This window comes from Pseudomonas sp. B21-041 (genome assembly GCF_024748675.1).
Classification (GTDB): domain Bacteria; phylum Pseudomonadota; class Gammaproteobacteria; order Pseudomonadales; family Pseudomonadaceae; genus Aquipseudomonas; species Aquipseudomonas neuropathica.
In genome coordinates this window covers 3,773,325-3,799,048 of record NZ_CP087175.1, presented here as the reverse complement: position 1 = coordinate 3,799,048, position 25,724 = coordinate 3,773,325, and the positions used below count along the sequence as shown (strand labels likewise).

22 protein-coding genes are annotated in these 25,724 nt (G+C 59.4%); 9 read left to right on the top strand and 13 right to left on the bottom strand.

The genetic code is table 11. From position 1 onward, the window contains the following. Positions 1-22 precede the first annotated feature (22 nt). On the top strand, positions 23-1,291 hold the full coding sequence (locus LOY43_RS16630) for a hypothetical protein (protein ID WP_258708409.1): 1,269 nt from the start codon (positions 23-25) through the stop codon (positions 1,289-1,291). A gap of 91 nt (positions 1,292-1,382) precedes the next feature. Next, positions 1,383-2,405 carry an AbrB family transcriptional regulator gene (locus tag LOY43_RS16625; RefSeq protein ID WP_095047951.1) on the top strand — a complete coding sequence of 341 codons (1,023 nt, stop codon included), beginning with the start codon at positions 1,383-1,385 and terminating at the stop codon, positions 2,403-2,405. Positions 2,406-2,604: 199 nt separating this feature from the next. On the opposite strand, the gene LOY43_RS16620 is transcribed toward LOY43_RS16625, so the two are convergent. Continuing rightward, entirely contained in the window at positions 2,605-3,381 is a 777-nt protein-coding gene (locus LOY43_RS16620; RefSeq protein ID WP_258708408.1) for an NAD(P)H-dependent oxidoreductase, read from the bottom strand. An 85-nt stretch (positions 3,382-3,466) separates the two neighbouring features. Here LOY43_RS16620 and LOY43_RS16615 point away from each other — a divergent pair, with 85 nt between their 5' ends. Both LOY43_RS16615 and LOY43_RS16610 read left to right on the top strand, forming a co-directional pair. Next, entirely contained in the window at positions 3,467-4,360 is an 894-nt protein-coding gene (locus tag LOY43_RS16615) for a LysR family transcriptional regulator (RefSeq protein WP_258708407.1), read from the top strand. 255 nt (positions 4,361-4,615) lie between these two features. Next, entirely contained in the window at positions 4,616-5,401 is a 786-nt protein-coding gene (locus tag LOY43_RS16610; protein WP_258708406.1) for a DeoR/GlpR family DNA-binding transcription regulator, read from the top strand. A 140-nt stretch (positions 5,402-5,541) separates the two neighbouring features. On the opposite strand, the gene LOY43_RS16605 is transcribed toward LOY43_RS16610, so the two are convergent. The 4 genes from LOY43_RS16605 to LOY43_RS16590 all read right to left on the bottom strand — a co-directional run bounded on the left by LOY43_RS16605 (position 5,542) and on the right by LOY43_RS16590 (position 11,317). Further along, positions 5,542-6,825: an FAD-binding oxidoreductase gene (locus tag LOY43_RS16605; protein WP_258708405.1), complete on the bottom strand. Its 1,284-nt coding sequence runs from the start codon at positions 6,823-6,825 to the stop codon at positions 5,542-5,544. A 147-nt stretch (positions 6,826-6,972) separates the two neighbouring features. Then, positions 6,973-8,337: a glutamine synthetase family protein gene (locus LOY43_RS16600; RefSeq protein WP_095047946.1), complete on the bottom strand. Its 1,365-nt coding sequence runs from the start codon at positions 8,335-8,337 to the stop codon at positions 6,973-6,975. A 408-nt stretch (positions 8,338-8,745) separates the two neighbouring features. Next, positions 8,746-10,089 (bottom strand): chromate efflux transporter, encoded by a 1,344-nt coding sequence (chrA, locus tag LOY43_RS16595; RefSeq protein ID WP_258708404.1) that lies wholly within the window; start codon positions 10,087-10,089, stop codon positions 8,746-8,748. Positions 10,090-10,381: 292 nt separating this feature from the next. Further along, on the bottom strand, positions 10,382-11,317 hold the full coding sequence (locus tag LOY43_RS16590) for a LysR family transcriptional regulator (protein WP_095047944.1): 936 nt from the start codon (positions 11,315-11,317) through the stop codon (positions 10,382-10,384). A gap of 289 nt (positions 11,318-11,606) precedes the next feature. Between LOY43_RS16590 and moaB the strand changes: the two genes are divergently transcribed. Next, complete coding sequence (gene moaB / locus LOY43_RS16585) at positions 11,607-12,146, top strand: molybdenum cofactor biosynthesis protein B (protein ID WP_095047943.1); 540 nt, start codon at positions 11,607-11,609, stop codon at positions 12,144-12,146. After that, complete coding sequence (gene glp, locus LOY43_RS16580; protein WP_095047942.1) at positions 12,143-13,348, top strand: gephyrin-like molybdotransferase Glp; 1,206 nt, start codon at positions 12,143-12,145, stop codon at positions 13,346-13,348. The genes moaB and glp overlap by 4 nt, the downstream gene beginning before the upstream one ends. Positions 13,349-14,283: 935 nt before the next feature. Here the strand turns inward: glp and LOY43_RS16575 are convergent. The 3 genes from LOY43_RS16575 to LOY43_RS16565 form a co-directional block, all read right to left on the bottom strand. After that, positions 14,284-15,180, bottom strand: coding sequence for a bestrophin family protein (locus LOY43_RS16575; RefSeq protein WP_258708403.1), 897 nt, complete (start codon positions 15,178-15,180; stop codon positions 14,284-14,286). 36 nt (positions 15,181-15,216) lie between these two features. After that, positions 15,217-16,215 carry a GTP 3',8-cyclase MoaA gene (gene moaA / locus LOY43_RS16570; RefSeq protein WP_258708402.1) on the bottom strand — a complete coding sequence of 333 codons (999 nt, stop codon included), beginning with the start codon at positions 16,213-16,215 and terminating at the stop codon, positions 15,217-15,219. Positions 16,216-16,538: 323 nt separating this feature from the next. Beyond that, on the bottom strand, positions 16,539-17,390 hold the full coding sequence (locus LOY43_RS16565) for a CAP domain-containing protein (RefSeq protein ID WP_258708401.1): 852 nt from the start codon (positions 17,388-17,390) through the stop codon (positions 16,539-16,541). 198 nt (positions 17,391-17,588) lie between these two features. Between LOY43_RS16565 and LOY43_RS16560 the strand changes: the two genes are divergently transcribed. Continuing rightward, complete coding sequence (locus LOY43_RS16560) at positions 17,589-18,209, top strand: cell wall hydrolase (RefSeq protein WP_034155563.1); 621 nt, start codon at positions 17,589-17,591, stop codon at positions 18,207-18,209. Here LOY43_RS16560 and LOY43_RS16555 read toward each other — a convergent pair. Further along, entirely contained in the window at positions 18,206-19,093 is an 888-nt protein-coding gene (locus LOY43_RS16555) for a LysR family transcriptional regulator (RefSeq protein WP_095124588.1), read from the bottom strand. The two genes, LOY43_RS16560 and LOY43_RS16555, sit on opposite strands and share 4 nt — an antisense overlap. Before the next feature lie 103 nt (positions 19,094-19,196). Here LOY43_RS16555 and LOY43_RS16550 point away from each other — a divergent pair, with 103 nt between their 5' ends. Further along, a complete protein-coding gene (locus LOY43_RS16550; RefSeq protein WP_258708400.1) occupies positions 19,197-20,609 on the top strand; it encodes an MFS transporter in 1,413 nt (470 codons plus the stop codon). 28 nt (positions 20,610-20,637) lie between these two features. On the opposite strand, the gene LOY43_RS16545 is transcribed toward LOY43_RS16550, so the two are convergent. The 4 genes from LOY43_RS16545 to LOY43_RS16530 form a co-directional block, all read right to left on the bottom strand. Further along, positions 20,638-22,053 carry a heavy metal sensor histidine kinase gene (locus LOY43_RS16545; RefSeq protein ID WP_095047935.1) on the bottom strand — a complete coding sequence of 472 codons (1,416 nt, stop codon included), beginning with the start codon at positions 22,051-22,053 and terminating at the stop codon, positions 20,638-20,640. Beyond that, a complete protein-coding gene (locus tag LOY43_RS16540) occupies positions 22,050-22,721 on the bottom strand; it encodes a heavy metal response regulator transcription factor (protein WP_007918415.1) in 672 nt (223 codons plus the stop codon). Before LOY43_RS16540 ends, LOY43_RS16545 begins: the two co-directional genes overlap by 4 nt. A 9-nt stretch (positions 22,722-22,730) precedes the next feature. Beyond that, positions 22,731-22,988 (bottom strand): DUF2790 domain-containing protein, encoded by a 258-nt coding sequence (locus LOY43_RS16535; protein WP_064389346.1) that lies wholly within the window; start codon positions 22,986-22,988, stop codon positions 22,731-22,733. A 254-nt stretch (positions 22,989-23,242) separates the two neighbouring features. Continuing rightward, on the bottom strand, positions 23,243-23,953 hold the full coding sequence (locus LOY43_RS16530) for a murein L,D-transpeptidase catalytic domain family protein (protein WP_095047934.1): 711 nt from the start codon (positions 23,951-23,953) through the stop codon (positions 23,243-23,245). Between the two features lie 151 nt (positions 23,954-24,104). Between LOY43_RS16530 and LOY43_RS16525 the strand changes: the two genes are divergently transcribed. After that, positions 24,105-25,721 (top strand): murein L,D-transpeptidase, encoded by a 1,617-nt coding sequence (locus LOY43_RS16525; protein WP_258708399.1) that lies wholly within the window; start codon positions 24,105-24,107, stop codon positions 25,719-25,721. The last annotated feature ends 3 nt before the right edge of the window (positions 25,722-25,724 follow it).

Genomic DNA, 25,724 nt, shown 5'->3' with positions numbered 1-25,724 from the left:
CGCTGATTTTTTTGGTGCATTTGTGAAAAAAACAATTGAAAAATTACCCTTTGAATTGCTTCGGTCGAATAAATGGGAGAAACCATGGGACAGTCATGTCGCAGAGCAGATAAAGCTTACCGGGAATTTTGACGATATCATAAAAGGTCATCCGGATTTGGCGGATATGCCGAAAGTGGCTGCGAGGAAAGAAGTTGCGAAAAGTATTTATGCTGCCGGTAAGCAGCCAGATTTGTTAGCTCAGCGATTCGATCCAAAGACTGTAATGGGCTCTGTCGGAGAGGCATTGACAGAGTTGTTGTTACCAGGTGAAGAGGTACCTGTAAATAATCCGGGGCATGATGTCAGCTATAACGGCAATTATATTGAGGTGAAAAGCACAGTTGGATCTCGTGTGAAGCTAAGTAATGTGCAGTATCAACAAGCTCATTTTTTGATAATGCATCGGTTTCATCGAGAACTTGGGACTTATTATAATTCTTATCTCATCCCTGTTGATATTATACGTTGGCACAAGCCTGACAGAGCAACCAATGTTACTGTTGATATTAAAAAGGATGTTTGGGCGCGAGAGTTGACTATTACGCCTGATAGAATAGTAGGTTTTTATGAGTTAATAAATAAATATACTGTCGAGGGCAGAGGCTTTAAGTCCTGTGAGGGATGCTCCAATAAGATTCTAACTGTCGAAGGAATAAATCTTTCTGCGATTACAGACCCTTGCAAAAAATGTACATGGGATAAATGGGAGAAGCGCTATGCTTATTACTCCATTGATATACCAGTAAGAGCGAAAGCAAAAGGTTCGGTGACTGTTCCAAGTACTTTCCGCTTTATGCTGGAGCGTAGAGAGAAATTTGATGAAGATTGGAGTTTTTCTTTTAAGCGAAAAATAAAGGACGGAATGCGGTTTACGGGTAGTGCACCTGCTAGAATGCACGTGGTAAGTGAGGGTGCAGCTATTCATTTTTCCCCGGCTCTATACCCAAGTTCCAGCGTTCAAGTAAAACCTGTCGATTTTGATTTTTGCGATTTTTACAGAGAAATGCAGAGCTACTATGGAAGTGAAGTTGTCCTGCGAGAGTTTTATTTTGGTTATACAGCGACTGAAATTCAGGTGATGGTGAAGGTTGGAATGGCTCAAAATCATGGAGATGGGATGTACAATAAATTTTCCCGACTTGACGTGCATGGGCTTCATCCAAGTTTGATTAAGTTGTTGAATAAGCTGGATGCTTTTAAATTGTCGATCGAAACAGTGGGGCAGTCTGCTTCGCAGGTGACTGGCTGATTTGGTTTGAGTCAGCCGTTGTACAGTATTCCAGAAAGTTACTGCTTGACCAATATTGGACGACTACCCTTTGATAGCCAGGAAGGCGACTATGAAATCCATTCTCTGTTTGTTGATGGCTGCCGGTTTCGGCGCGCTGTTGCAGTTCGAAGGCGTACCCCATGGCCTGCTGTTGGGTTCGATTGTCGTTACCGCATTGTTTGCCAGCAAAACTGGTATCGCGCCGGCAACTCCTTATGGACTGGGCTACATCCAGGTCACGCTGGGCATCGCCACCGGGCTGATGTTCGAAGCGTGGGACAGCGAGACGGCCTCGACGATGTTGCCGAGCCTCGGCGTGTTGCTGATTTGCCTGGCAGTGCAGATCGCATTGGCCGGATGGTGGCTGACGCGCGGTGCAGGCTGGAACCGCACTGATGCGCTGTTGGCGGTTTATCCCGGTGCGCTGGCCGCAGTGTTCGATCTACTCGAGTCGGAAAAGGCGTCGAGCAAGGTCATCATCGTGCATCTGATGCGCTTGCTGCTCATCACGGTGTTGGTGAGTTTCTTGATTCCCGGTCAAGCCGCTGCCGTGGCGGTTGCCGATGGTGATCCTTTAACGACAGGCATGGCACTGACCGCGTTTTCGGTGATCGCGTTGAGCGTGCTGCTCGGGCGCTTACTGCTGGTGATCGGTGTACCGGCGCCGTTCATGCTCACGGCGATCATCATTACGGCGGTGTTTGTGAAATCGGGATGGTTGCACGGGTTTCACATGCCGGACTGGAGTTTGAATCTTGCGGCGCTGATTCTCGGCGTGCGGATCGGCTCACGGTTTCAAGGTCTCGGCTTCGCGGAGCTGACGCGTCACGGCCGCACGGCGTTGGTCTCGGTTGGTTTGATGATCGTGGTCGCGGCGGTGTTTGCTGAAGTCGCGGCACGCTGGTTGGGCAGCGATCCGCTGTCGCTATGGCTGGCGTATATGCCGGGGGCGATTGAGACGATTGCGATTGTCGCGTTTGGTGGCGGGCTGAATGTGGTGTTTATTCTGACTCACCATCTGAGCCGGATGGTGTTGCTGCATTTCGCGCCGGCGTTGTTGGTGCAGGTGCGTCGGGCGCGCGAAGAAGCCTGACCGGAGCCACTGATGCCTGCATGTTGCGGTGTGTCAGTTAGATCCGTCCCCCTCACCCCAGCCCTCTCCCCCAAGGGGGCGAGGGGGAAGGGAGCCGATTGTGGGCTGTTCAAAACTTGAGTTCGGCTCGATATACCAGGTCGGCGTAGCTCGAAAAAACAACTCGGTCAGTCCCCTCTCCCTCTGGGAGAGGGCGGCGCTAGCGGATGTGTGATTGGAAGCCTTCGCTATCCGGTGCGATATCGCTCTTCAACGTCAAAGCAGGAATTTCGTATTCGCCGCCATTCTGCTGCCGAAACCCAATCGGCCGCGCACTCCACAACTCATCCAGCCGCCGCCCCAGCTCATCACAAGTCTCGGCATACCGCGCCGCATCCATCCGACTCGTCCGATACACCACAAACGGTGGCACTACTTCAAAACCGGGGTAGTACAAAATCCCGTGTTGAATCGGAAACAACAAATCATCAATCGGCCCGTTAATCCCGCGCGGCGCGTAATGCGACTCCCAGCCGCCAGTGGTGACCATCAACATCGCCCGTTTGCCTTGCATTTTCCCTTCGCCATAACGCTCGCCCCAACGAATGTCGGAGTGTTCGCCAACACCGTAGGCAAAACCGTAGGCGTACACCCGATCGACCCAGCCTTTGAGAATCGCCGGCATGGTGAACCACCACAATGGAAACTGCAGGATCAGCGCGTCAGCCCATAGCAGTTTCTCCTGCTCACGGGCGATGTCGGTAGCCTGAGTGCCTTCGGCGTAGGCGACTTTCGAGTCGAGGGAGGCGTGGAACGGTTTCGTCGCGTCGCGCTGCGGGGCGTCGTCGGCGTCGAGGGTGGCTTTCCAGTTCATCGCGTAGAGGTCGGAGACCTGCACGGTGTGGCCGGCGGCTTGCAGGCGCTGGACGCTGAAGTCGCGCAGCGAGCCGTTGAGGGACGTCGGTTCTGGGTGCGCGTAAACGAGTAAGACATTCATGTTGAAGCTCCGTTAGCTGAGTAACAGCAGGATCGGCGTTCAACAGGTATATTGGAAATGAATGTCTGATATGTCTGGTATAGCCATGAATAATTTGAGACGACTGGATATCAATCTACTGCTGACCCTCGATGTGTTGCTGTCGGAGCACAACGTCACCCGCGCGGCACAACGGCTGAACCTGTCGCAGCCGTCTGTGAGCGTGCATCTGGCCAAGTTGCGCGACATCTTTGGTGATCCGCTGCTGTTGCCCGGGCCGCGTGGTATGCGCCCGACGGCGCGCGCCGATGAACTGCGTGAACCGTTGCGCGAAGCGTTGGAGGCGTTGGCGAGGGCGGTGGCGCCGGCCAGTGCGTTCGACCCGGCGCAGGCGACGCACACCTGGAAAATCGCCGCGACCGATTACGGCGAGACGACGGTGGTGCTGCCGGCGCTGAACGGCTTGCGCGTACAGGCGCCGGGCACGCGGCTGGCGGTGGTCGATCTGACCCCGGCGCATTTGGTCAAACAGGCCGAGCAGGGTGTATTTGATCTGGCGCTGCACATCAGCGAAGACGCTCCGCCGGAGTTGTATCGGCGACCACTGTTCACTGAGCGTTATGTGTTGGCCGGTAGAGTCGGACATCCAGGTTTGATGCAGGCGCCGAGCCGCGAACAGTTCTGCGCGCTGGAGCACGTGATGGTGTCGCGCGAGGGCGGGGGCTTTTTCGGGGTGACCGACCGGGCGTTGGCCGATGTCGGGCTGATGAGAAAAGTGGTGTTGTCGGTGCCGCACTTTCTGATGGCGATGTCGGTGTTGGCCAACACCGACCTGGTGGCGATGCTGCCGTCACGTCTGGTGCGCGGCAACCCGGCGTTGCAAGTGGTCGACGCGCCTTTGGAAGTGCCCGGTTACGAAATGGCGATGTTCTGGGGTGAACGTTCGCACCGCGATCCGGCGCATAAATGGCTGCGTGAGCATTTGTTGGCGTCGGTCTGAGGCACTGTCAGGCGTGGCCGAGGGCAATCGCAAACGACACGACGATCATGCACGCAAACGCAAAATTGAGATTCATGAGGTGTTCATCCTGAGCCTTTTAGAGTGGGGCCATTCTGAACAGGTTGAAAGCAAAGAAAAAATTCGCCTTGTTGATTCCAATGATCGAAACAATTGATAGCCCGCCAGTTTGTGTTTGTTTAAAGGTTTCGATAGTCTCGCAGAAACCTGCAACTACAAGCACAAACAGGCATAACCATGCACGATCATTCCGCGGCTGAGCTGCCCTCCCTGCGCCGGCAGAAAATCCTTTTACTCCTCGAGCGCGACGGCAAAGTCATGGCCTCCGAGTTGAGCCAGCACTTCGCAGTCTCCGAAGACACCATCCGCCGCGACCTCGCCGAACTGGATAACGCCGGGCTGGTGCAACGCGTGCACGGCGGGGCGCTGCCGCGTCCGAAAGACTCCGGCAAGGACTATTTCACCCGGCTGGACGAGACGGATGAGGTGAAAATCCGCCTGGCGCAACGGGCGGCGCAGGAGATTGAAGACGGGCAGATTGTGCTGTTCGATTCCGGCTCGACCACGTTGCAGGTGGCGCGCTCGTTGCGTGCAGATATCAGTATCACGGCAGTGACGGCTTCACCGATGACGGCGATTGCGCTCTCGGAATTCAAGGGGGTGAAGGTGATTCTCGCCGGCGGTCAGTTGAACCCGCGAACGATGGCGGCGGGTGGGCATGAGGCGCTGCGGCTGCTGGCGGGGATCAAGGCGGATCTGGCGATTACCGGGGTGTGCGCGATTCATCCGGAGGTGGGGATTACCTCGCTGCATTTTGATGAAGTGCCGGTGAAGCAGGCGATGCTCGATGGCGCCGCGCGGGTGATTGCGGTGACCACGGCGGACAAGCTCGGGGCGGTGGAGCCGTTTGTGGTGGCGCCGTGTACGCGCCTGCATACGCTGATTACCGAGCGGCATGTGGCGTCGGGGAGTGTCGAGGATTACCGGCGGTTGGGGATTGTGGTCGAGCAGTTGGCGGATTGAAGTTTTGTAGTGGGGCTGATGGCCTCATCGCTGGCAAGCCAGCTCCCACAGGTTTTTGCGGTGTACATGAAATTTGGGTACGCCACGGACACTGTGGGAGCTGGCTTGCCAGCGATGGGGTCAGCAGGATCAACACAGGCTTAGCGAAGTCGCTCAAGCATCTGGTAATACCACATCCCCGCCGCCAGCAACGGGTTACCCAACAAATCCCCCATCGGCACGCGAATGTGCTGGCACTGGGCAAACGTGTCGAACTGCTCCATCTGCCCAGTGATCGCCCGGCTCATGATTTCGCCCATGATGTGCGTCGTCGCGATGCCGTGCCCCGAGTAGCCCTGGCAGTACCAGACGTTGTCCGAGAGCTTGCCCAGTTGCGGAATGCGGTTGATCACGATGCCCATCGCGCAGCTCCACTGATAATCGATCTGCACGCCTTTGAGCGCCGGGAAGGTTTGCTCGATGCACGGGCGCAGTTCGGCGGCGATGTCCCGTGAATCCTTGCCGCTGTAGTTGGCACCGCCACCGAACAGCAAGCGGCCGTCGGCGGTGAGGCGGTAGTAGTCGAGCACGAAACGGCAGTCGTACACTGCGAGGTCTTCGGGGTTGATCTGTTTTGCCAGATCGCCCAGTGGCGCGGTGGTGACGATGCCGCCCATGGCCGGGAAAATCTTGCCCTTGAGCTGTCCCGGTTCGAGCTTGTGATAGACGTCGCCGGCGAGCATCACCTGCTTGGCGTCGATCTGGCCGTGGGCGGTTCTTACGCCAGGCGAAGCGCCGTGAATGATCTCCAGCACTTCGCTGTTTTCGAAGATCAGTGCCCCGAGACTTTCCGCCGCCCGCGCTTCACCGATGCACAGGTTGAGCGGGTGCAGATGCATGTTGCGGGTGTTCTTGATTGCGCCGTGGTACAGGTCGCTTTGCAGCAGATCACGTACCTGACTGCGGTCGAGCAGGCTGACCTCATCGCCCAATCCGCGACGCACGGCTTCTTCATAATCCTTACGCAAATCAGTCATGTGGCTGGGTTTGTACGCAGCGTGTAAGTGGCCCTGTTTGAGATCGCATTGAATGCCGTACTTGTCGACGCGTTGCTGGATGATTTCATGTCCGCGCCAGCGCAGGTGCCAGATGAAATCATCGACCTCGTCGCCGAGTTTCGCGCGCATCTGTTTGCGCATCGCACCATCGCCGGAAAGGCTGCCGGTGACTTGTCCGCCGTTGCGCCCGGTGGCGCCCCAGCCGATCTTGTGGCTTTCGACGATGGCGACTTTCAGGCCTTTTTCGGCGAGTTCGACAGCGGTGGCGACGCCGGTGAAGCCGCCGCCGATGATCACCACGTCGACCTTGTGCCGGCCTTGCAGGGTCGGGTAGTTGGTGTCTTGGTTAAGGGTGGCGGTGTAGTAGGAATTGCAGCGTTCGGTCATGTCAGTGTCCACACGAATTCTTAGGTTGTACGCGCTCCCCTGTAGGAGTGAGCCTGCTCGCGATGAGGCCATGTCAGACACATTATTGCTGAATGACACACCGCTATCGCGAGCAGGCTCACTCCTACAGGGGGTAGGGGTGAGTCTTCAGGCCTCGGTGAGATACCAGCGCCAATCCTGCTCACCCACCTCGGCCATGAACTGCCGGTATTCGGCACGTTTCACCGCCAGATACACCCCGAGAAATTCCTGCCCCAAGGCATCCCGTGCCCACACCGAATTCTCCAGCGCCTGCAGCGATGTCAGCCAATCCGTCGGCAGCAATTCCTTCGCCTGCGCATAGCCATTGCCTTCAACCGGTGCACCCGGATCAAGGTCTTCACGAATGCCGCGATGAATCCCGGCAAGGATCGCCGCTGCCGCCAGATACGGGTTGGCATCGGCGCCGCAGATGCGGTGTTCGATGTGCCGGGTATTGGCCGGGCCGCCGGGAACACGCAGGCTGACGGTGCGGTTGTCGACGCCCCAGGTTGGCGCCAACGGTGCATAGCTATTGGCCTGGAAGCGCCGGTACGAGTTGGCGTTCGGGCAGAACAGCAGCAACGAATCGAGTAGCGAGGCGAGCATGCCGCCAATCGCCGTACGCAGGAGCGGGGTGCCGGCCGGGTCTTCCGAGGCAAAGAGGTTACGTCCCTCGCCATCGGCCAGACTCACATGCATGTGCATGCCGGTGCCGGCCAGATCATCGAACGGCTTGGCCATGAACGTTGCCTGCATGCCGTGCTTATGGGCGATGGCTTTGACCAGACGTTTGTAGCGCACGGCTTGGTCCATCGCCTCCAGCGCATCGCCATGTTCAAGGGTGATTTCCACCTGACCCGGCGCGTATTCGGAGATCGCCGTGCGCGCCGGAATGCCGTGCAGTTTGCAGGCGCTGTAGAGGTCGGCGAGGAACGGTTCGATCTGCTCCAGTTCACGCAAACCGTAGACTTGGGTGTGTCGCGGTCGACCGCCGTCCGCGTCCAGTGCCGGTTGCGGGCGGCCGTTGTGATCGCGTTTGGCATCGAGCAAGTAGAACTCCAGTTCGCAGGCCATCACCGGGTGATAACCCTCGGCCTTGAGCCCGTCGATAACCTTGATCAGCAAGTGTCGCGGGTCGGCGATGCTCGCGGGCATGCCCTCGGTCGGATGCATGCTGACCTGCACGGCGGCGGTCGGAATCTTGCGCCATGGCAGGCGTACCAGACTGCCTTCCAGCGGATAGGCACGGCAGTCGATGTCGCCGACATCCCAGACCAGACCGGAGTTTTCGACGTCTTCACCCTGTACGGTCAGGCCGAGGATGGTGCTGGGTAGCGGCCGACCGCTTTGGTACACGGCAAGCAGTTCTTCGCGGTGCAACAGCTTGCCGCGCGGCACGCCGTTGGCGTCGAGGATAAACAGCTCGATCATGTCGATATCGGGGTTCTGTTCAAGGAACAGGCGTGCGTCTTCAATAGCTGCGAATTTCATAACGATCACTCACGATGGCGCCGCACAGGCGCGCAGATTCGGGCCGGGCACGACGCGACAAAAAGGCGTAGGTGTCCTGGCAGGGATATCAAGAAGTAGGGGACTGTCGCGGTTCTTTAACGGACGCGATCAGACAGACCGGGCGATATCCGGCGGGCGTGCGGAGTGACGCAGCTTGGAACGGCGCAGGGCCATGGGGAGATTGACGATACGATTCATACGCCGCCCCTGTGAGAGAGGGCGCGCAGGGTAGAGACGTTCAACGATTCTGGTTGTTGTAGTGACGTACTCATAACGCGTGTTTCCGTTGGCGGAAAACGTCGGTGGCGGGCTGAGCCGCCGACCGGTGTGCCCGGATAGTAAGGGGGAATTCGCGGGCGTGTAAACGGGAGATTCGCGGGCCAAAGTTCAGCGCATCAGGTGAAAGCCCAGCCCGGCGAGGGCGCAAACGATCAACACACTGATCACGCCGCGTTTGAAAACGAACAAAGCCAATGCTGCCGCCACCGCCAGCATCAGCGAAAACACATCCAGCGCCCCAGCAAAACCATTCGGCCAGAACACGTGGTAGGCGAAAAAACACGCCAGGTTCAGAATCACCCCGACCACGGCAGCGGTGATCGCCGTCAACGGTGCGGTGAACTTCAGTTCGTTGTGCGTCGATTCCACCAACGGCCCGCCGGCGAGGATGAACAGAAACGAGGGCAGGAAGGTGAACCAGGTCACCAACGTTGCCGCCAGCGCCCCGGCGGCAAAGGCATGTTCGGGGCCGAACGCCGGTTGCACGTAGGCACCGACGAAACCGACAAACGCCACCACCATGATCAGCGGGCCCGGGGTGGTTTCGCCGAGGGCGAGGCCGTCGATCATCTGCGTTGCCGTCAACCAGCCGTAATGCCCGACGGCGCCCTGATAGACGTAAGGCAGCACCGCGTAGGCGCCGCCAAACGTGAGCAGGGCGGCTTTGGTGAAGAACCAGGCCATTTGTGTGAACGTGCCGTCCCAGCCAAATAGTGCAGTCAGTATCGCCATGGGCAAACACCACAGCGCGGCGCCGACCGACAGCAGCCGCAGCAACCTCGCAAGGCTGAAACGGACATGTTCGGGGGCCGGTGTATCGTCGTCGATCAACGCCGGGCCGAAGGATTTCTCGCTGTTGCGCGCGCCGCCGTTGCTGAATCGTTGCGGCGCGAATCGTCCGCCCAGATAGCCGATCAGCGCGGCCCCGAGGACGATCAAAGGGAAGGGCACATTGAAGGCGAAAATCGCCACAAACGACGCCCCGGCAATCGCCCATAGCCAGGCATTCTTCAGGGCGCGCGAGCCGATGCGATGCGCAGCGTGCAACACAATCGCGGTGATTGCCGGTTTGATCCCGTAAAACACTCCGGCCACCGCCGGCACGTCACCGAACGCGACGTACAGCCACGACAAGCCAATCAGAATGAACAACGACGGCAGCACAAACAACGCACCGGCGATGACACCGCCCCAGGTGCGATGCAGCAGCCAGCCGATGTACGTCGCCAATTGCTGAGCCTCGGGGCCAGGCAGCAACATGCAGTAGTTGAGCGCGTGCAGAAAACGCTTTTCAGAGATCCAGCGTCGGCGCTCGACCAACTCCTGATGCATGATCGCGATCTGCCCGGCCGGGCCGCCGAAACCGATGCAGCCGAGTTTCAGCCAGAAGCGCCAGGCCTGGCGCAGGGTGACGGGATCGGGGCGGGGCAGGTTGTTCGGCGCTGTGCTCAAGCGAGACTCCGGGTTGAATCCTGGCGGAGCGGCTATCTAATCAGACTTTCAACCCTCACCCCAGCCCTCTCCCGAAGGGAGAGGGAGCCGACCGAGGTGTCTGGTGTTATCCATCGACCTGGAAAATCGAGTCGATTATGGATTTGGTTACCAGCCGCAGGGGCTGGCGCAGGCGTCTGGCATCGTCCATCGATCTGACAGATCCCATCGATTATGGATTCACCACAATTCCTTCAGGTCGGCGTACTTCTGCAATATCCCCCAATCAGTCCCCTCTCCCTCGGGGAGAGGGCTAGGGTGAGGGGCTTTTGCTTTTCAGGCATGCGCCATACTCCAGTGCAACGCCACACCCAAACAACTTCCGCGCCTCGGCAAAACACTTCTCGGCAATCGCCGAGCGCGGTTCGGTCTTGCGCATCACCAGGCCCAGCGGCGCGAGCACGCTGGCATCCGGCAACTGCATGAACGACAGGTGCTCGATCGGCTCTTCCAGGCCACTGTCCAGCGGCATGATCGCGCAGCAGAAGCCTTGGTGAATCGCCTGCAATAGCTGATAGGTTGAGTCGCTTTCCATGATCGGCTGCGGACTGAGTCCACGGCTGCGGAAGCTCAAGTCGATGGATTTACGGTAATGCATGCCGGCGGTGATCATCCCCAGCGGCAGTTCGGCGGCGTCTTCCCAGCTCATTTGCGAGCCTTCGAACTGGAAGTGGCGGTTGTCGTAGAGCAGACCGACACGGGTTTCGCCGATCTCGAAAAACTCGAAATAGTTCGGGTTGACGTGATCCAGATAGCACACGCCCAGATCGAGCTGATTGTTGCCCAGCCGTGCGATGATCTCGTCAGAACTGAGCGACGATAGACTGAACTTCAACTCCGGATACGTCCCCGACAAACCCTGAATGTAATTGACCGGGTTGAAGCTGCTCAGCGGCACCAGGCCCAGACGCAAGCTACCCACCAGTTGCCCGCGACACGCCGCCGCTTCGGCGAACAAACCGTCATGGGCCGCGAGCAAGGTGCGTGCCCACGCCAATACGCGCTCGCCGGCCTGGGTGAAACCTTCAAAACGCTGGCCACGGTTGACCAGCACCAGATCCAGCTCGTCTTCCAGATTGCGCAGGCGCATCGACAACGTCGGTTGGGTGATGTGGCAGCGGGCGGCGGCCTGGCCGAAGTGTCGGGTTTCGTCCAGCGCGATCAGGAACTTGAGTTGTTTGATGTCCACGATGGCACCTGCTTGATGGGGATTTTTTGATTGAGTAGTGACGCAGATGCGCGGGGCGCACGAAAAGCGCAGGTTGCGACGATCTCATCTGAACAGTTGTTCGTCCAATCAGAAGTGCTTGAAGGACTATCGATCAGCTCTATAAGGCCCGGTTTTACTGGCATGCAACAACGTGAAAGGCACCGATAGAGGCGGTCGATAATGTGGTTGGCCGGAGTGATTAGACACTGCTCATAAGTGGCACTTAGGCTGCTCGGCAATGTTGATTAAATGCTGCCGGAGAACTGCCATGAGCGCAAAAGCCGATGCCCTGTTTGTCCCCCTGAATATTGCCGTACTGACGGTCAGCGATACTCGCGATTACGCCAGCGATACCTCCGGCCAGTTGCTCGTCAGTCGTTTGCTGGAAGCCGGGCACACCTTGAGCGAGCGCAACTTGCTCAAGGATGATCTGTACAAGATCCGCGCGCAGGTCGCCCAGTGGATCGCCGACGAAGGTATTCAGGTCGTGCTGATCACTGGTGGCACCGGATTTACCGGTCGCGACAGCACGCCGGAAGCGGTGGCCTGTCTGTTCGATAAACACATTGACGGCTTCGGCGAACTGTTCCGGGCGATTTCGATTCTGGATATCGGTACGTCCACCGTGCAAAGCCGCGCGCTGGCCGGGCTGTCGAACGGCACGTTGGTGTGCTGCCTGCCCGGTTCGACCGGCGCCTGTCGCACCGCGTGGGAAGGCATTCTTGCCGAACAACTGGATAACCGTCATCGCCCGTGCAACTTCGTCCCGCACCTGAAAGCCGTGCAAGCCTGTGGGCCACGCGGATGAGCAAGGCACCGCTGATGCCGGTCGAGGACGCTCTCGACCAATTGCTCGGCATGGCCAATGAGCAACGTCTGGCCGACAGCGAACTGCTGGCGCTCGACGATGCGCGTGGGCGGGTGCTGGCCAGTGATCTGGTGGCGACACTCGACTTGCCGCCTTGGCCGAACAGCGCCATGGACGGTTACGCGCTCAATCTCACCGATCTGCACCGACAGCCGCTGAAGGTCTCGCAAAAGGTTTACGCCGGGCAGGCGCCGGACACGTTGCTGCCCGGCACCTGCGCACGGATTTTTACCGGCGCACCGCTGCCGCCCGGCGCTACCTGCGTCGAGATGCAGGAGAACGTCGAAGTGCTGGAGGACAGCCGCGTGTGCTTCTTGCAGCCACTGAAAGCGGGGCAGAACATCCGCGCGCAAGGTCAGGAAAATCGCGTCGGCGACATCCTGCTGCGCGCCGGCAAACGCCTTGGACCGTTCGAACTGGCGGTCGCCGCCGGGCAAGGGCTGGCGCAACTGCACGTGGTGCGTCGCCCGCGTGTGGCGTTGTTGTCGACCGGTGATGAACTGGTCGAGCCGGGTCAGCCGTTGCGCCCCGGCAGTATCTACAACAGCAACCGCGTATTGCTCGGCCACTGGTTGCGGGAGCTGGGCTGCGAAGTGATCGACGCCGGCATCCTCCCGGATCGACCGGCGCAGACGCGGCTCAAACTTGAGCAACTGCAAGTGAGCGCTGATCTGATTCTGACTACGGGTGGCGTGTCTGCCGGTGATGCCGATTGCCTCGGACAGGTACTACGCGACAACGGCAAACCGCTGTTGTGGAAACTGGCGATCAAGCCTGGCAAACCGCTGACGGTCGGGCATTTCGGCACGGTGCCGGTGATAGGTTTGCCGGGCAACCCGACCTCGGCGCTGGTGACGTTCGGGTTGTTGGCACGGCCGTATCTGCTGCGCATACAAGGCGTGGAAGATCTCATGCCGCTGAGCTTCACAGTCAACGCGGGTTTCGATTGGCACAAGGCTGGCGGCCGTCGTGAATACCTGCGGGTGAAGCTGGAAGCGGGGCGAGCGGTGCTCTATCCGAATCAAAGCTCCGGCGTCCTGCTCGGCGCGACCTGGGCCGATGGCCTGGTGGAAATCCCCGAGAACAGCACGCACAACCTCGGCGACCCGCTGCGCTTCATCCCCTTCAACGAACTCTTCTGACCTCAACACCAATCAAAACTGTGGGAGCTGGCTTGCCAGCGATGGCGGCAGGTCAGTTGGCATTGATGTTGGCTGATACGGCCTCATCGCTGGCAAGCCAGCTCCCACAATGATTTGAGGTGATGCTTGATGTTGAGGATGTACACAGAGCCTGTGGGAGCTGGCTTGCCAGCGATGGCGGCAGGTCAGTTGGCGTTGATGTTGGCTGATAAGGCCTCATCGCTGGCAAGCCAGCTCCCACAATGATTTGAGGTGATGCTTGATGTTGAGGATGTACACAGAACCTGTGGGAGCTGGCTTGCCAGCGATGGCGGCAGGTCAGTTGGCATTGACGTTGGCTGATACGGCCTCTTCGCTGGCAAGCCAGCTCCCACAATGATTTGAGGTGATGCTTGATGTTGAGGATGTACACAGAACCTGTGGGAGCTGGCTTGCCAGCGATGGCGGCAGGTCAGTTGGCGTTGATGTTGGCTGATACGGCCTCATCGCTGGCAAGCCAGCTCCCACAATGATTTGTGGTGATGCTTGATGTTGAGGATGTACACAGAACCTGTGGGAGCTGGCTTGCCAGCGATGGCGGCAGGTCAGTTGGCATTGACGTTGGCTGATACGGCCTCTTCGCTGGCAAGCCAGCTCCCACAATGATTTGAGGTGATGCTTGATGTTGAGGATGTACACAGAACCTGTGGGAGCTGGCTTGCCAGCGATGGCGGCAGGTCAGTTGGCGTTGATGTTGGCTGATACGGCCTCATCGCTGGCAAGCCAGCTCCCACAATGATTTGAGGTGATGCTTGATGTTGAGGATGTACACAGAACCTGTGGGAGCTGGCTTGCCAGCGATGGTGGCATGTCAGTCACATTGACGTTGGCTGATACGGCCCCTTCGCGAGCAGGCTCGCTCCCACAGGGTTTTAAGGTGTCTGGAGAGCTAAGGATCAGCTCAGCACATAGTCCACAGGCTTCAGCGCCGGGGGGACTTCTGCGCCAAGCTCAGCGAGGATATCGCGTTCGATGGTGCGCACCAGCGCATCGGTCGGCAGGTCGTTTTCATCGCGGCCGAAGGGGTCTTCCAGTTCATCGGCAATCGCATCCAGGCCAAAGAACGTGTAGCTGACAATCGCCGTGAACAACGGTGTCAGCCAGCCCAGCGGTTCGGCCATGGCGAACGGCAGCAGGATGCAGAACAAGTAAATCGTCCGGTGTAGCAACAGCGTGTAAGGAAACGGCAGCGGCGTGGTCTTGATCCTTTCGCACACCGCTTGCGCCTGGGTCAGGCTGGTCAGGTGATTGGCCAGCAGCATGTAGCGCCACTCAGTCAGTTCACCGTTCTGATGCAGATCGGAACACTGCTGGCCGACCGTTTGCAAAATGCGCCCGCTGTAATCCGGCGTCTGCGGATCAGGTTTGGGAATGATCCATTGGCTACTGGCGTCCGCTTCGCTTTCTTTACGCAACCGCGCGTTCAACGCATGAGCAAAACCACAAAGATTGAGCAGCAACGGTTTACGCTCGGCGGACTCACGAATCACATGGGTTTCGCGAATCACCGAACGAATGTGCACGATCACTTCGCCCCAGGCTTTACGCGCCTCATACCAACGGTCATAACAGGCGTTGTTGCGAAAATTCATGAAGATCGACAGCGACAAACCGAGCAAGGTAAACGGTGTGGCGTTGACCTTGGTGAAGTTGCTCGGATGGAGGATTTCCACCAGCACGATAGCCGAAGCGAGCAGGGTGACCATCAACGTGCGCATAGCAATGCGCTTGGCGATCGAACCCTTGAGGGTGAAGAGAATGGCGAACTGATTGACCTTGGGTCTGATGATCATGCTGTGCGGTTCCGATAACCGATGAAACTGGCGGGATCAGCCGCCGGTCATGTTCATGAAGCGCACGACCTGAACGTCGTCGTTCACTTCGAAATTGTGCCGATACGGCTTGAGCTTCATCGCCTCGATGATGGCTTTCTCCAGCCGCTGCGGTTGCCCCGGGTGGGCGCGCAGCACCGCTTTCAGATCCACCGAATGCTCGTTACCCAGACACAGTAGCAGGCGCCCTTCGACGGTGAGGCGTACGCGGTTGCAGGTGCCGCAAAAGTTGTGGCTGTGCGGTGAGATAAAACCCAGACGAATGTCCGGCGCCTCGGCCAGCCGCCAGTAGCGCGACGGGCCTTGCGTCGACTCGGCCGAGTCGATCAGGGTGTAGCGTTCGGCAATCTTTTCCCGCACCTGGGCGCTGGAGAAAAACGACTCGGCGCGACTGTGTTCACTGATGATCCCCAGCGGCATCTCTTCGATGAAAGAGACGTCGAGCTGACGGTCAATGGCGAAGCTGACCAGATCGTTGATCTCCTGATCGTTACGGCCCTGCATCACCACGACATTGAGTTTAGTGCGGGTGAAACCGGCCTTGCGCGCAGCATCGATGCCGTTGATCACCTGCGCCAGATCGCCGGTGCGGGTCATCTGTTTGAAGCGCTGCGGATCAAGACTGTCGAGGCTGATGTTCAGGCGTTTGACCCCGGCGTCGAACAGCGGCGCCGCGAGTTTGCCCAGTTGCGAGCCGTTGGTGGTCATGCACAGTTCGCGCAGGCCGGGCAGGGCGGCGATCTGCTCGCACAGCTTGACCACGCCCGGACGGATCAGCGGCTCACCACCAGTGAGACGAATCTTGCGTGTGCCGAGGACAACGAAGCTCTGCGCCAGTTGATAGATCTCTTCCAGCGTCAGCACTTGCTGGCGTGGCAGAAACTGCATGTCTTCGGCCATGCAATAGACGCAGCGGAAATCGCAGCGGTCGGTCACCGACATGCGCAGATAGTCGACGCGGCGGTTGTAACCATCGATCAAGACACGCTCTGACAAGGAAGCCTCGCAGGAATGAAAACCGCTGTGGAAAGAGTGGGGGCAACGTAGGTTATGGGCAGCGTTCCATGGCGTCCAATCACTGTTAGTGACTGATCGATTGACGCCATCGATGACCCGAGTTTTGAGTATCACAGATCATGGATACACCGCTTAGCACTGAGGGAGCTGTGTTGGCCGAGAATGACGGGGATTGCACCGATCACTGTGGGAGCGAGCTTGCTCGCGAAGGCGTCAGGTCAGACAATGTTGATGTTGAATGTACTGGCCTCTTCGCGAGCAAGCTCGCTCCCACAGGGGAAGGTGGTGAACTTGAGAGCGGCTTATTGAGCGCCAAACATCGCGGTCCAGTAGATGCCGGCGCTGCTTTTCGGGTCGGTCGCGTAGGCGGCGCCGAGTTCCTGGTATTGCGGGTTCATCAGGTTGGCGCAGTGGCCGGGACTGGCGAGCCAGCCTTCGACGACTTTGCGCACGGTGTCTTGTCCGGCGGCGATGTTTTCGCCGACCAGTTGGCCACTGTAGCCGGCGAGTTCCGCGCGATCGCCCGGGGTACGGCCGTCGCGGTCCTTGTGGTCGAGGTAATTGTTGTTGGCCATGTCGCGGCTGTGATCCTGAGAGATCGTGCCCAGCGTCGCGTTCCAGGCCAACGGTGCAGCGGCAGCGAAAGCCTGACCACCACACTGACGCGCCTGGCTGCGCGCGGCATTGAGCTCACTGAGCAACTTCTGCCCCTCACTTTGCGCATCCCCCAGCTTGGCCGACAGCAGCGGCCGCGCTAACACGATGCGCCAGTCACGATCATCGCGGCTGACACCGACATCGACGAACTGCGGATCAAGCACCACCTGACAGAAACTTTCCTGAATCGCCTTCATCGCCGACGCCGCATCGCGCGGGCCGTTGAGCGTGATCGCCTGCACATTGACCATCGGGTAACTGGCGCTGGCCATGGCTTGTTGCAGATCGACAGCACCGCTGGCGCGTAATCTCAGCCGGGGATCAGCCGACAGCGGTGGCAGTTCATTCGATGCCTGCGACCCGCAACGCTGTGGCTGGCTGCGGTAGCTGTTGATCGACTCGATCAATTGCGACTCATCGCCAGCCAGCGCCGGAATGGCAAACATAACGCCGACGGACAAAGCGGCAAGACGCAGAACGAATGGCATGAAGCGCATGGAAATCTCCCTTGAGCTGAATGCGCCCATGATGCGCGAAAGGCCCCCGGTGAGTGCAATGTCTTTTTTCTTCATTCAGCGGTTTTTCTGCGCAACTTTGTCTCTGGGTTTGCCGTCTACACTCACCGAAGACCCCGGGATACGGGTGTCTCCCCGACGTAACACCTGCCCGACTCGGGCGCTGCCGGAAGAACAGACATGGGATTGAAAGGCTGGGCGGGTTGTCTCGTATTCACCCTGTTGGCAGGCTCTGCATGGGCCACCGATCAGGCCCCGATCAAAGCGAAGGCTGAAGAAAAAGCCCAAGTGCTGGAAGAGAAAGCGGCGGACAAGGTTAGCGCCGCACCGGCACCGAAAGCCGAAGCCATCACCCCGACCGAAGTGCAAGCGGTCGACCCGGCCGGCGCGGCGCCGCTGGACGATCCGATCACTTGCCTGGCGCGCAGTATCTATTGGGAAGCCAAAGGCAAAGACACGCCGGAAATGGAAGCGGTGGCCAGTGTGGTGATGAATCGCCTCGGCCACGAAGGTTTCCCCGACACGGTGTGCGCTGTCGTCAAACAAGGTTCGGAAACCAAGAGCTGCCAGTTTTCCTGGTGGTGCGACGGGCGTCCGGATCAGGTCAAGGAAGATGCCGAATACACGCTGGCCAAGGATATCGCCCGCAAAGCGCTGAACCGCCAGCTCAAGGATCGCACCAACGGCGCGCTGTATTTCCACGACCGCAATGTGCATCCGAGCTGGGCCAAGGAATATCGCAAGACCGCTGAAACGAAAAAATTTCTCTTCTACAAACCTGCCGGTGGCGACGCGCGCTAAGCGCAGACCTGCCGCACACAATCACGCAACCAGCGATGCGCCGGGTCAGCGTCCATGCGCGGGTGCCAGAGCATCGACACGCTGATGTCCGGCATCGCGAAGGGCAGGGCGAAACTGTGCAGGCCCGTGCGCAGTTTGCTGGTATGACGCTGCGGGACCGTGGCGATCAGGTCTGACTCACGCACCAGCGTCAGCGCCGCCGAGAATCCACCGAACGAGGTGACGATGTCCCGCGTCAGACCGAGCGCGAGTAACGCTTCGTCTACTGGTCCGCTGCTGCGCCCGCGTCGTGAAATGAGAATGTGCTCGCCGCCGGCAAAGCGCCTGCTGGTGATTTTTCCCGAACGCAAGGCATGCCCCTCTCGAACCACACCGATCCATTGATCCTGAAACAGGATGCGGCTGTGCAGTGTCGGGTCGGTGCTGTCATCGACCACGCCGGTTTCCAGATCGACGCGGCCTTCGCGCAGCGGCGTGCTGTCCTTGTCGGCTTTTTGCACAAAGCGCAGGCGTACATCGGGCGCTTCTGCAGCGATACGCGCGAGCAGGGCAGCGGCGAAGGTTTCAACAAAGCCGTCGGTGTTGCGCAGGGTGAAGGTGCGTTGCAAGCGGCGCGGGTCGAGCACCTCGGCAGGGCGTAAAACCGCCTCGGCTTCCTGCACCAGATGACTGACCCGCTCGCGCAATTCGAGTGCGCGCGGCGTTGGCACCAGGCCACGACCTGCTCGCACCAGCAAGGGATCCCCGGTGGTTTCGCGCAAACGGGCGAGGGCGCGACTCATGGCCGACGGGCTCAACCGCAGGCATTTGGCGGCGCGGGCGACGCTGCCTTCGCGCAGTAACACGTCGAGGGTGATCAGCAGGTTCAGATCCGGGGTGGTCATAACATGGCGTTCCATGCAGGTATTGAGTGCAAAGCATGCGTCTTGCGCCGTGTGTTGTCGAGGCTCAGGCTTTGACGCATCACCTTTGCACTGTGAGCCTGCTATGCCCCAAGAACCTCTGAGCCCTCCCGCCCGCTGGGCGCTGACCAGTCTGGCCTTGTCGATGTTGATGCCTTCCCTGGACACCAGCATCGCCAACGCCGGCTTGCCGATCCTCGCGACGGCGTTCGAGGCGACGTTTCAACAGGTGCAATGGATCGTGCTCGCTTACCTGTTGGCGATCACCACGTTGATCGTCAGCGTCGGGCGTCTGGGCGATGGTTTTGGTCGACGTCGACTGCTGTTGATCGGGATCGGCATTTTCACCAGCGCTTCGTTGGCCTGTGCGCTGGCTCCCGGACTGGGTTGGCTGATCGGCGCACGGGCGGTGCAAGGCGTCGGCGCGGCGATCATGTTCGCTTTGACAGTGGCGTTGGTGGCCGATGCGGTGCCGCAGACGCGGGCAGGCAGTGCGATGGGCTTGCTGGCGACGATGTCGGCGACGGGCACCAGTCTTGGGCCGTCGCTGGGTGGGTTGTTGATGACGCATGTCGGCTGGCAGGCGATTTTCCTGCTCAACGTGCCGCTGGGCTTGCTCAATGTCTGGCTGGTGTATCGCTTTCTGCCGGTGGATCGCGCAGCAGGGCCGCGAGTGACGTTCGATTATTCTGGCAGCGCGGTGCTGGTCTTCACGCTGGCGGCCTATGCGCTGGCAATGACGCAGGAAGGTTTCATGTTGCCGTTGCTGCTGGCCAGCTTGGGCGGCGCGGGCTTGTTCTTCATGATCGAGAAGAAGGCCAAGGCGCCGCTGATACGCTTGTCACTGTTCGCTGACCGGCGATTGAGCAGCAGCCTGGCGCTGACCTTGCTGGTGACGACCGTGATGATGACCACGCTGGTGGTGGGACCGTTTTACCTGAGTCGCGGATTGGGCCTCAGCAGTGCAGTGGTCGGCTTAGCGTTATCGCTCGGGCCGTTGTTGTCTGCGTTTGGCGGTGTGCCGGCCGGGCGTCTGGTGGACCGCTTCGGCGCGCGGCGCATCGTGCCGGGCGCGTTACTCGCCATGGCCTGCGGTTGTGGCTTGTTGGCGCTGTTGCCGATGAGTCTGGGGTTGCCCGCCTATTTGCTGTCGATTGCAGTGGTCGCCGTCGGCTATGCGCTGTTTCAGGCGGCGAACAACACCGGGTTGATGGCCGGAGTTCGTCAGGAGCAACGCGGTGTGGTTTCGGCGATGCTTGGATTGGCACGTAATCTGGGGTTGATCACCGGGGCGGCTGTGATGGGTGCAGTGTTTGCGCTGGCGGCGGGCGATCCGACTCAGGCCCCTGCAACCGCCATTGCCAGCGGCTTGCACATCACTTTTGGCGTCGCGGTGGCATTGATGGCTATGGCTTTGATCATAAGCCGAGCGCAGTTCAACTGTAGGAGTGAGCCTGCTCGCGATAGCGGTGTGTCAGTTAATGAGGATGTTGGCTGAACCACCGCTATCGCGAGCAGGCTCACTCCTACAGGGGATTTGTGCTGTCTTGCCGGGCGGGGAAGAACAGTTCGAAGCAGGTGATGCCATCGGCACTGCTGACGCTATAGCGGCCCTGATGCAACTGCATGATGGTCGCGACGATTGACAAGCCCAAACCATTGGATTGCGCTGAGCGCTCGCGTGACTGATCGACGCGGTAAAAACGCTCGAACAGCCGCGCCAAATGTTCAGGGGCAATGGTTGTGCCCTGATTGCGTACCCGCAGATAACTGCCATCCAACTCGGCAATCGCTTCCACCTGCACCGTCGAATCCGCCGCACCGTACTTGATCGCATTGGCGCACAGGTTGGCCAGCGCACGGCGTAGCAGCATCGGTTCGGCCCAGATCACACCGCTACCACGAGCCTCAATGTACACCCCGACATCAGCCGCCAATCCTTCAAAATAATCGGCAATGCGCTGCATCTCATCCGCCGCGTCCAGCTCCTGGCGCTGGCTCAGCGCACTGGCCGGATCGGTGCGGGCGAGGAACAGCATGTTGTCGAGCATCCGCGTCAGGCGCTCCAGCTCTTCGACGTTGGAGGCGAGCAACTGTTGATAGGCCTCCATGCTGCGGTTCTGCTGCAGCGCAACCTGGGTTTCGCCGAGTAGGTTGTTGATCGGCGTGCGCAACTCATGGGCCATGTCGGTGGACACCTGACTCAACTGCGTAAAGCCCTTGGCGAGGCGGTCGAGCATGGCATTGAAGGCTTCGATCATCGGCTGCAATTCTCGTGGTGCACCGCTGCTGGCAAGGCGTTCGCCAAGGTTGCCGACACCAATGCCATGCGCGTGTTTCGCCAGTCGTCGCAACGGCAGCAAACCGCGATACACCAGCAAACAGCCCACCACCGCCAGCAACAGTGCCGCCAGTGAGGCAAGGCCATAAACACTCAATCGGTAGTTGGCGAGCATCGCCGTGCGCTCGCTCATCAAACGCCCGGTGGTGACTTGCAAGTTGCCCAGTTCACCGGAATCGATACTCGCCGCCACCGCCGAAAACGGCACGCCGTCGACGCTCGGCAAGTGCTGCACGTCCTTGAGCGTCATCGGCTGGTCGCTGGGCACCGGCGGCAACGTAGGCGTGCTCAGATTGCCCGGATTGACCACCAGCAGCGGCGGTTGCCCCGGCGAGCCAATGGTCAGCAACGCTTCGCGATTACCAAGCATGTTCTGGAACAACGCCGGTTTGTTCTTGATCAATTCGAGGGTGTTGCTGTCATTGAGAAAGGTGCGCAACTGATCGACGCGGCTGACCAGTGAGATGTCGTCGCGGCGAATCAGTTGCGCTTCGAGTTCGCCGTACAGCGCGGCGCCGAGGCCGGCCAGCGAGGCGAACGCGAGCAGGGCAAACACCAGCGCCAGGCGCAGTGTCAGGGAATACGGGCGATGGGCGCTCATGGTTGCGTATCGAAGCGATAGCCGATGCCACGCACGCTATGGATCAGCTTGAGCTGGAACGGGTCATCGATCTTCGCCCGCAAGCGGCGCACGGCGACATCGACGACGTTGGTGTCGCTGTCGAAATTCATGTCCCACACCCGTGAAGCAATCAGCGAACGGGCGAGAACCTGGCCGGTATGAGTGGCGAACAACTGCAGCAACGCGAACTCTTTGTTGGTCAGGGTGATGCGCACCCCGGCGCGGCTTACGCGGCGTTTGAGCACGTCGATCTGCAGGTCGGCGACTTGCAATTGTTCGTCTTCATGGATCGGCCCGCGCCGCGTCAGGGTGCGCAGGCGCGCCACCAGTTCGGCGAAGGAAAACGGCTTGATCAGGTAATCATCAGCACCTAGTTCGAGGCCTTTGACGCGGTCAGCGATATCGTCGCGGGCGGTGAGGAACAGCACCGGCGTATCAGCTTCCTTGCGCAGCCGGCGCAGGACTTCCCAGCCATCCATTTTCGGCATCATCACATCGAGCACGATCACATCGAAACTGTGTTCCAGCGCCAGGTGCAGGCCGTCGGCGCCGTCACGGGCGAGGCTGACGCTGTAACCCAGTTCCTGCAAACCGTTGAGCAGGTAATTGCCGGCCTTGGGTTCGTCTTCGACAACCAGAATATTCATCGATCAGTCTCAATGGTCATTGATGCAACCGCTGCCTTGTACCTGATAGTCCAGCACATGTTCGCGGCCCTGATGGTCGAGGTAATTCAATTGCGCCGGGACCACGCCACACGCTTGTGAAATATCGGTGCTGGACAGGACTTTGTCGACATCCAGATTGACGTAGAAACCGGATTTGTCATGAATCACGGCGGTGTCGGGCATGTTCGCGGCGAACGCGCTGCCGGTGGCGAGGAGGGCGGTGAAGGCGAGCAGAAGGGTTTTCATGGTCAGTCACTCAGTGGTCGGAGTTGATCGGCATTGGCGCCGGGACAACTTCAGGCTACCGAGCGATCCGCACGGCAAACCGACAGCTGAATGACAAAGTTGTAATGAAACGGTGTACGAAGATTTTCCAGACTCAACTCAAATCCTTGTGGGAGCTGGCTTGCCAGCGATGAGGCCTGCACAGTCAAAATTTCATTGACTGATCCACCGCTATCGCTGGCAAGCCAGCTCCCACAGGGTTACAGGTTGTGCCGTCAGCTCGCGTGGGTGTTGAGGATGCTCGCCACCTGCTGCGGCTGGCAGTTCAGGTACGGCGACGACTTCAGCCAGCGCTGATCCGGGTACCACGAAAACATGAACTGGCCATTCTTCAACCGGTCGATCACCTGCTTGGCGATCTGTGGCCGAACCGCTGGGCAGCCCTGGCTGCGGCCGATGCGCCCCTGTTTCTTGCTCCACAACGGATTCACATAACTGGCGGCGTGAATGACGATCGCGCGATCGCGGGCCATGTCATTGAAACCCGGCTCCAGACCGTCCATGCGCAGCGAATAACCGTGGGTGCCGCTGTAGCTTTCCTGCGTGCGGAACAGGCCAAGGCTCGACTGGTAACTGCCTTCGACATTGGAAAACTGCGTAGCGAAGTTTTCCCCGGAGTTGGAGCCGTGGGCAACCAGATCGCGCAGCACCAGTTTCTTTTTGTTGAGGTCGAAGATCCACAGACGGCGTTCGGTGGATGGCTGCGAATAGTCGATGATCGCCAGATGGCGGGACGGTTTCGCACCGTTGTTGACCGCGCACTGCATGGCGTTCAACGCACCTTTCAGCGCTTGGGGATTGAGTTCTGGCGCGGCGTGCGCGAGGCTGGTGTAGAGAACCGGCGATGGTTTGCCGGCGGCAAAAACTGGACTGGTCACGACGAGAGCGGTGGCAGTCAACAGAAGTCGGCGCAAAAACGTCAACATTTTATAAAGTGTCCTCACTTGCTACTTATTTGGCACTTTGGCTCCTGACTCCCAGTCAATACCCGCAAGCCCGTCGATCGAGCCTGACTCTCAAGCGCACCTGATGTAAGGTTGGCCATCATCTGGACGGCCATGGATTGGAGTAAAGCAGTTGTTCAAAAAGTACGCATGCTACTTGAGCATTTGTTTGCTCGCTGCGCCGTTTGTCGCTTGTGCCGATGAGCCGCTGCCGCCGCTGGAAACACTGCCGACGCCACCGGCAGAAATGCCGGTCGAGCCGCAAAGTCCCTTGCAGGCAGTTTTGATCAGTCTGGCGCAGTCATGCCCGGCGATTGCCGCACATCTCAATGGCCCGGCGCTGACGCAATTGCAGGCCTTCTATCAGCAGCAGGACTGGATGCCGGTGTGGGCGAGTGAATCTGCGCGATTGCCGATGTTGCAGGCGCAATTACAGTTTTTGGCCGATGATGGCCTCAATCCAAAACGCTATCCGATCGCGACCACAGCGCCGCAGGATGGCGAGTTGTGTGCCGACATCGACATCAGCCGCAACTACCTCCAGGCCCTGCAGGATCTGCATTACGGAAGCTTGCTGCAATCACACTTCGAACCGCTGTGGCATGCCGACGCCACCCCACGCGACCGTCAGGCGGAATTGTTGGCCATCGCGGTACCGGGCATGCACGACATTCCCGCCGCGTTCGAACTGGCCCGACCGCGCCTGGCGCAATATCAGGACCTGCGTCAGCTCTACGCTGCGCAACGGCTCAAAGCCTTGCCGCAATGGCAGTCGGTGGGCAGCGGGCCGCTGTTGCGCCCGGCCATGGAAGACAAACGCGTGCCGGAACTGGCCCAGCGTCTTTACAACGAAGGTTATCTGACTCAGGTCGTTGGTACGCCCGGCAATGCTTATGACGGCGTGCTGGTCGACGCCGTGAAGAGTTTTCAGGCCAACCATTCGCTGCAGGCTGACGGTGTAGTCGGGCCGGGCACGATTGCCGAACTCAACATCAGTCCGCTGACCCGTCGCGAGCAGTTGCGGGTCAACCTCGAACGTTTCCGCTGGATGGCTCAGGACATGGAGCCCGATGGCTTGCTGGTCAACGTCGCCGCCGCGGAACTGACGCTGTATCAGGGCGGCGTACCGGTGTGGCAGACGCGCACTCAGGTGGGCCGCGCCGAACGCCAGACGCCGCTGCTGAAATCGCGGGTGACACGCCTGACCCTGAACCCGACCTGGACCGTGCCGCCGACCATCTGGAAAGAAGACAAGCTGCCGGAAATCCGCAAGGACCAGACCTTCCTCAGCCGGCAGAACCTGCAAGTGCTCGACGCCAACGGGCAGCCGCTGGCGGCGGCGGACATCGATTGGGACAACCCCGGCAACATCATGCTGCGTCAGGACGCCGGGCCGCGTAATCCGTTGGGGCAAATGGTCATCCGCTTCCCCAACCCGTTCTCGGTGTACCTGCACGACACGCCAAGCAAGGCGCTGTTCGAAAAAGGACCACGCGCTTTCAGCTCCGGTTGCGTGCGGGTCGAACACCCAATGCAACTGCGTGATCTGCTGCTCACCCCGGCGGAAAAGGCCCGCACCGAAACCTTGCTGGCCACCGGCACCACTCACGAATTTCGCTTGTCGGCACCGGTGCCGATCCTGATGACCTACTGGACGGCCCAGGTCGACAGCAGCGGCCGCGTGCGCTACTCACCGGACATCTACAGTCGCGATAGCGCGTTGCTGGTGGGGCTTGATCGAGCGCACTGAGCC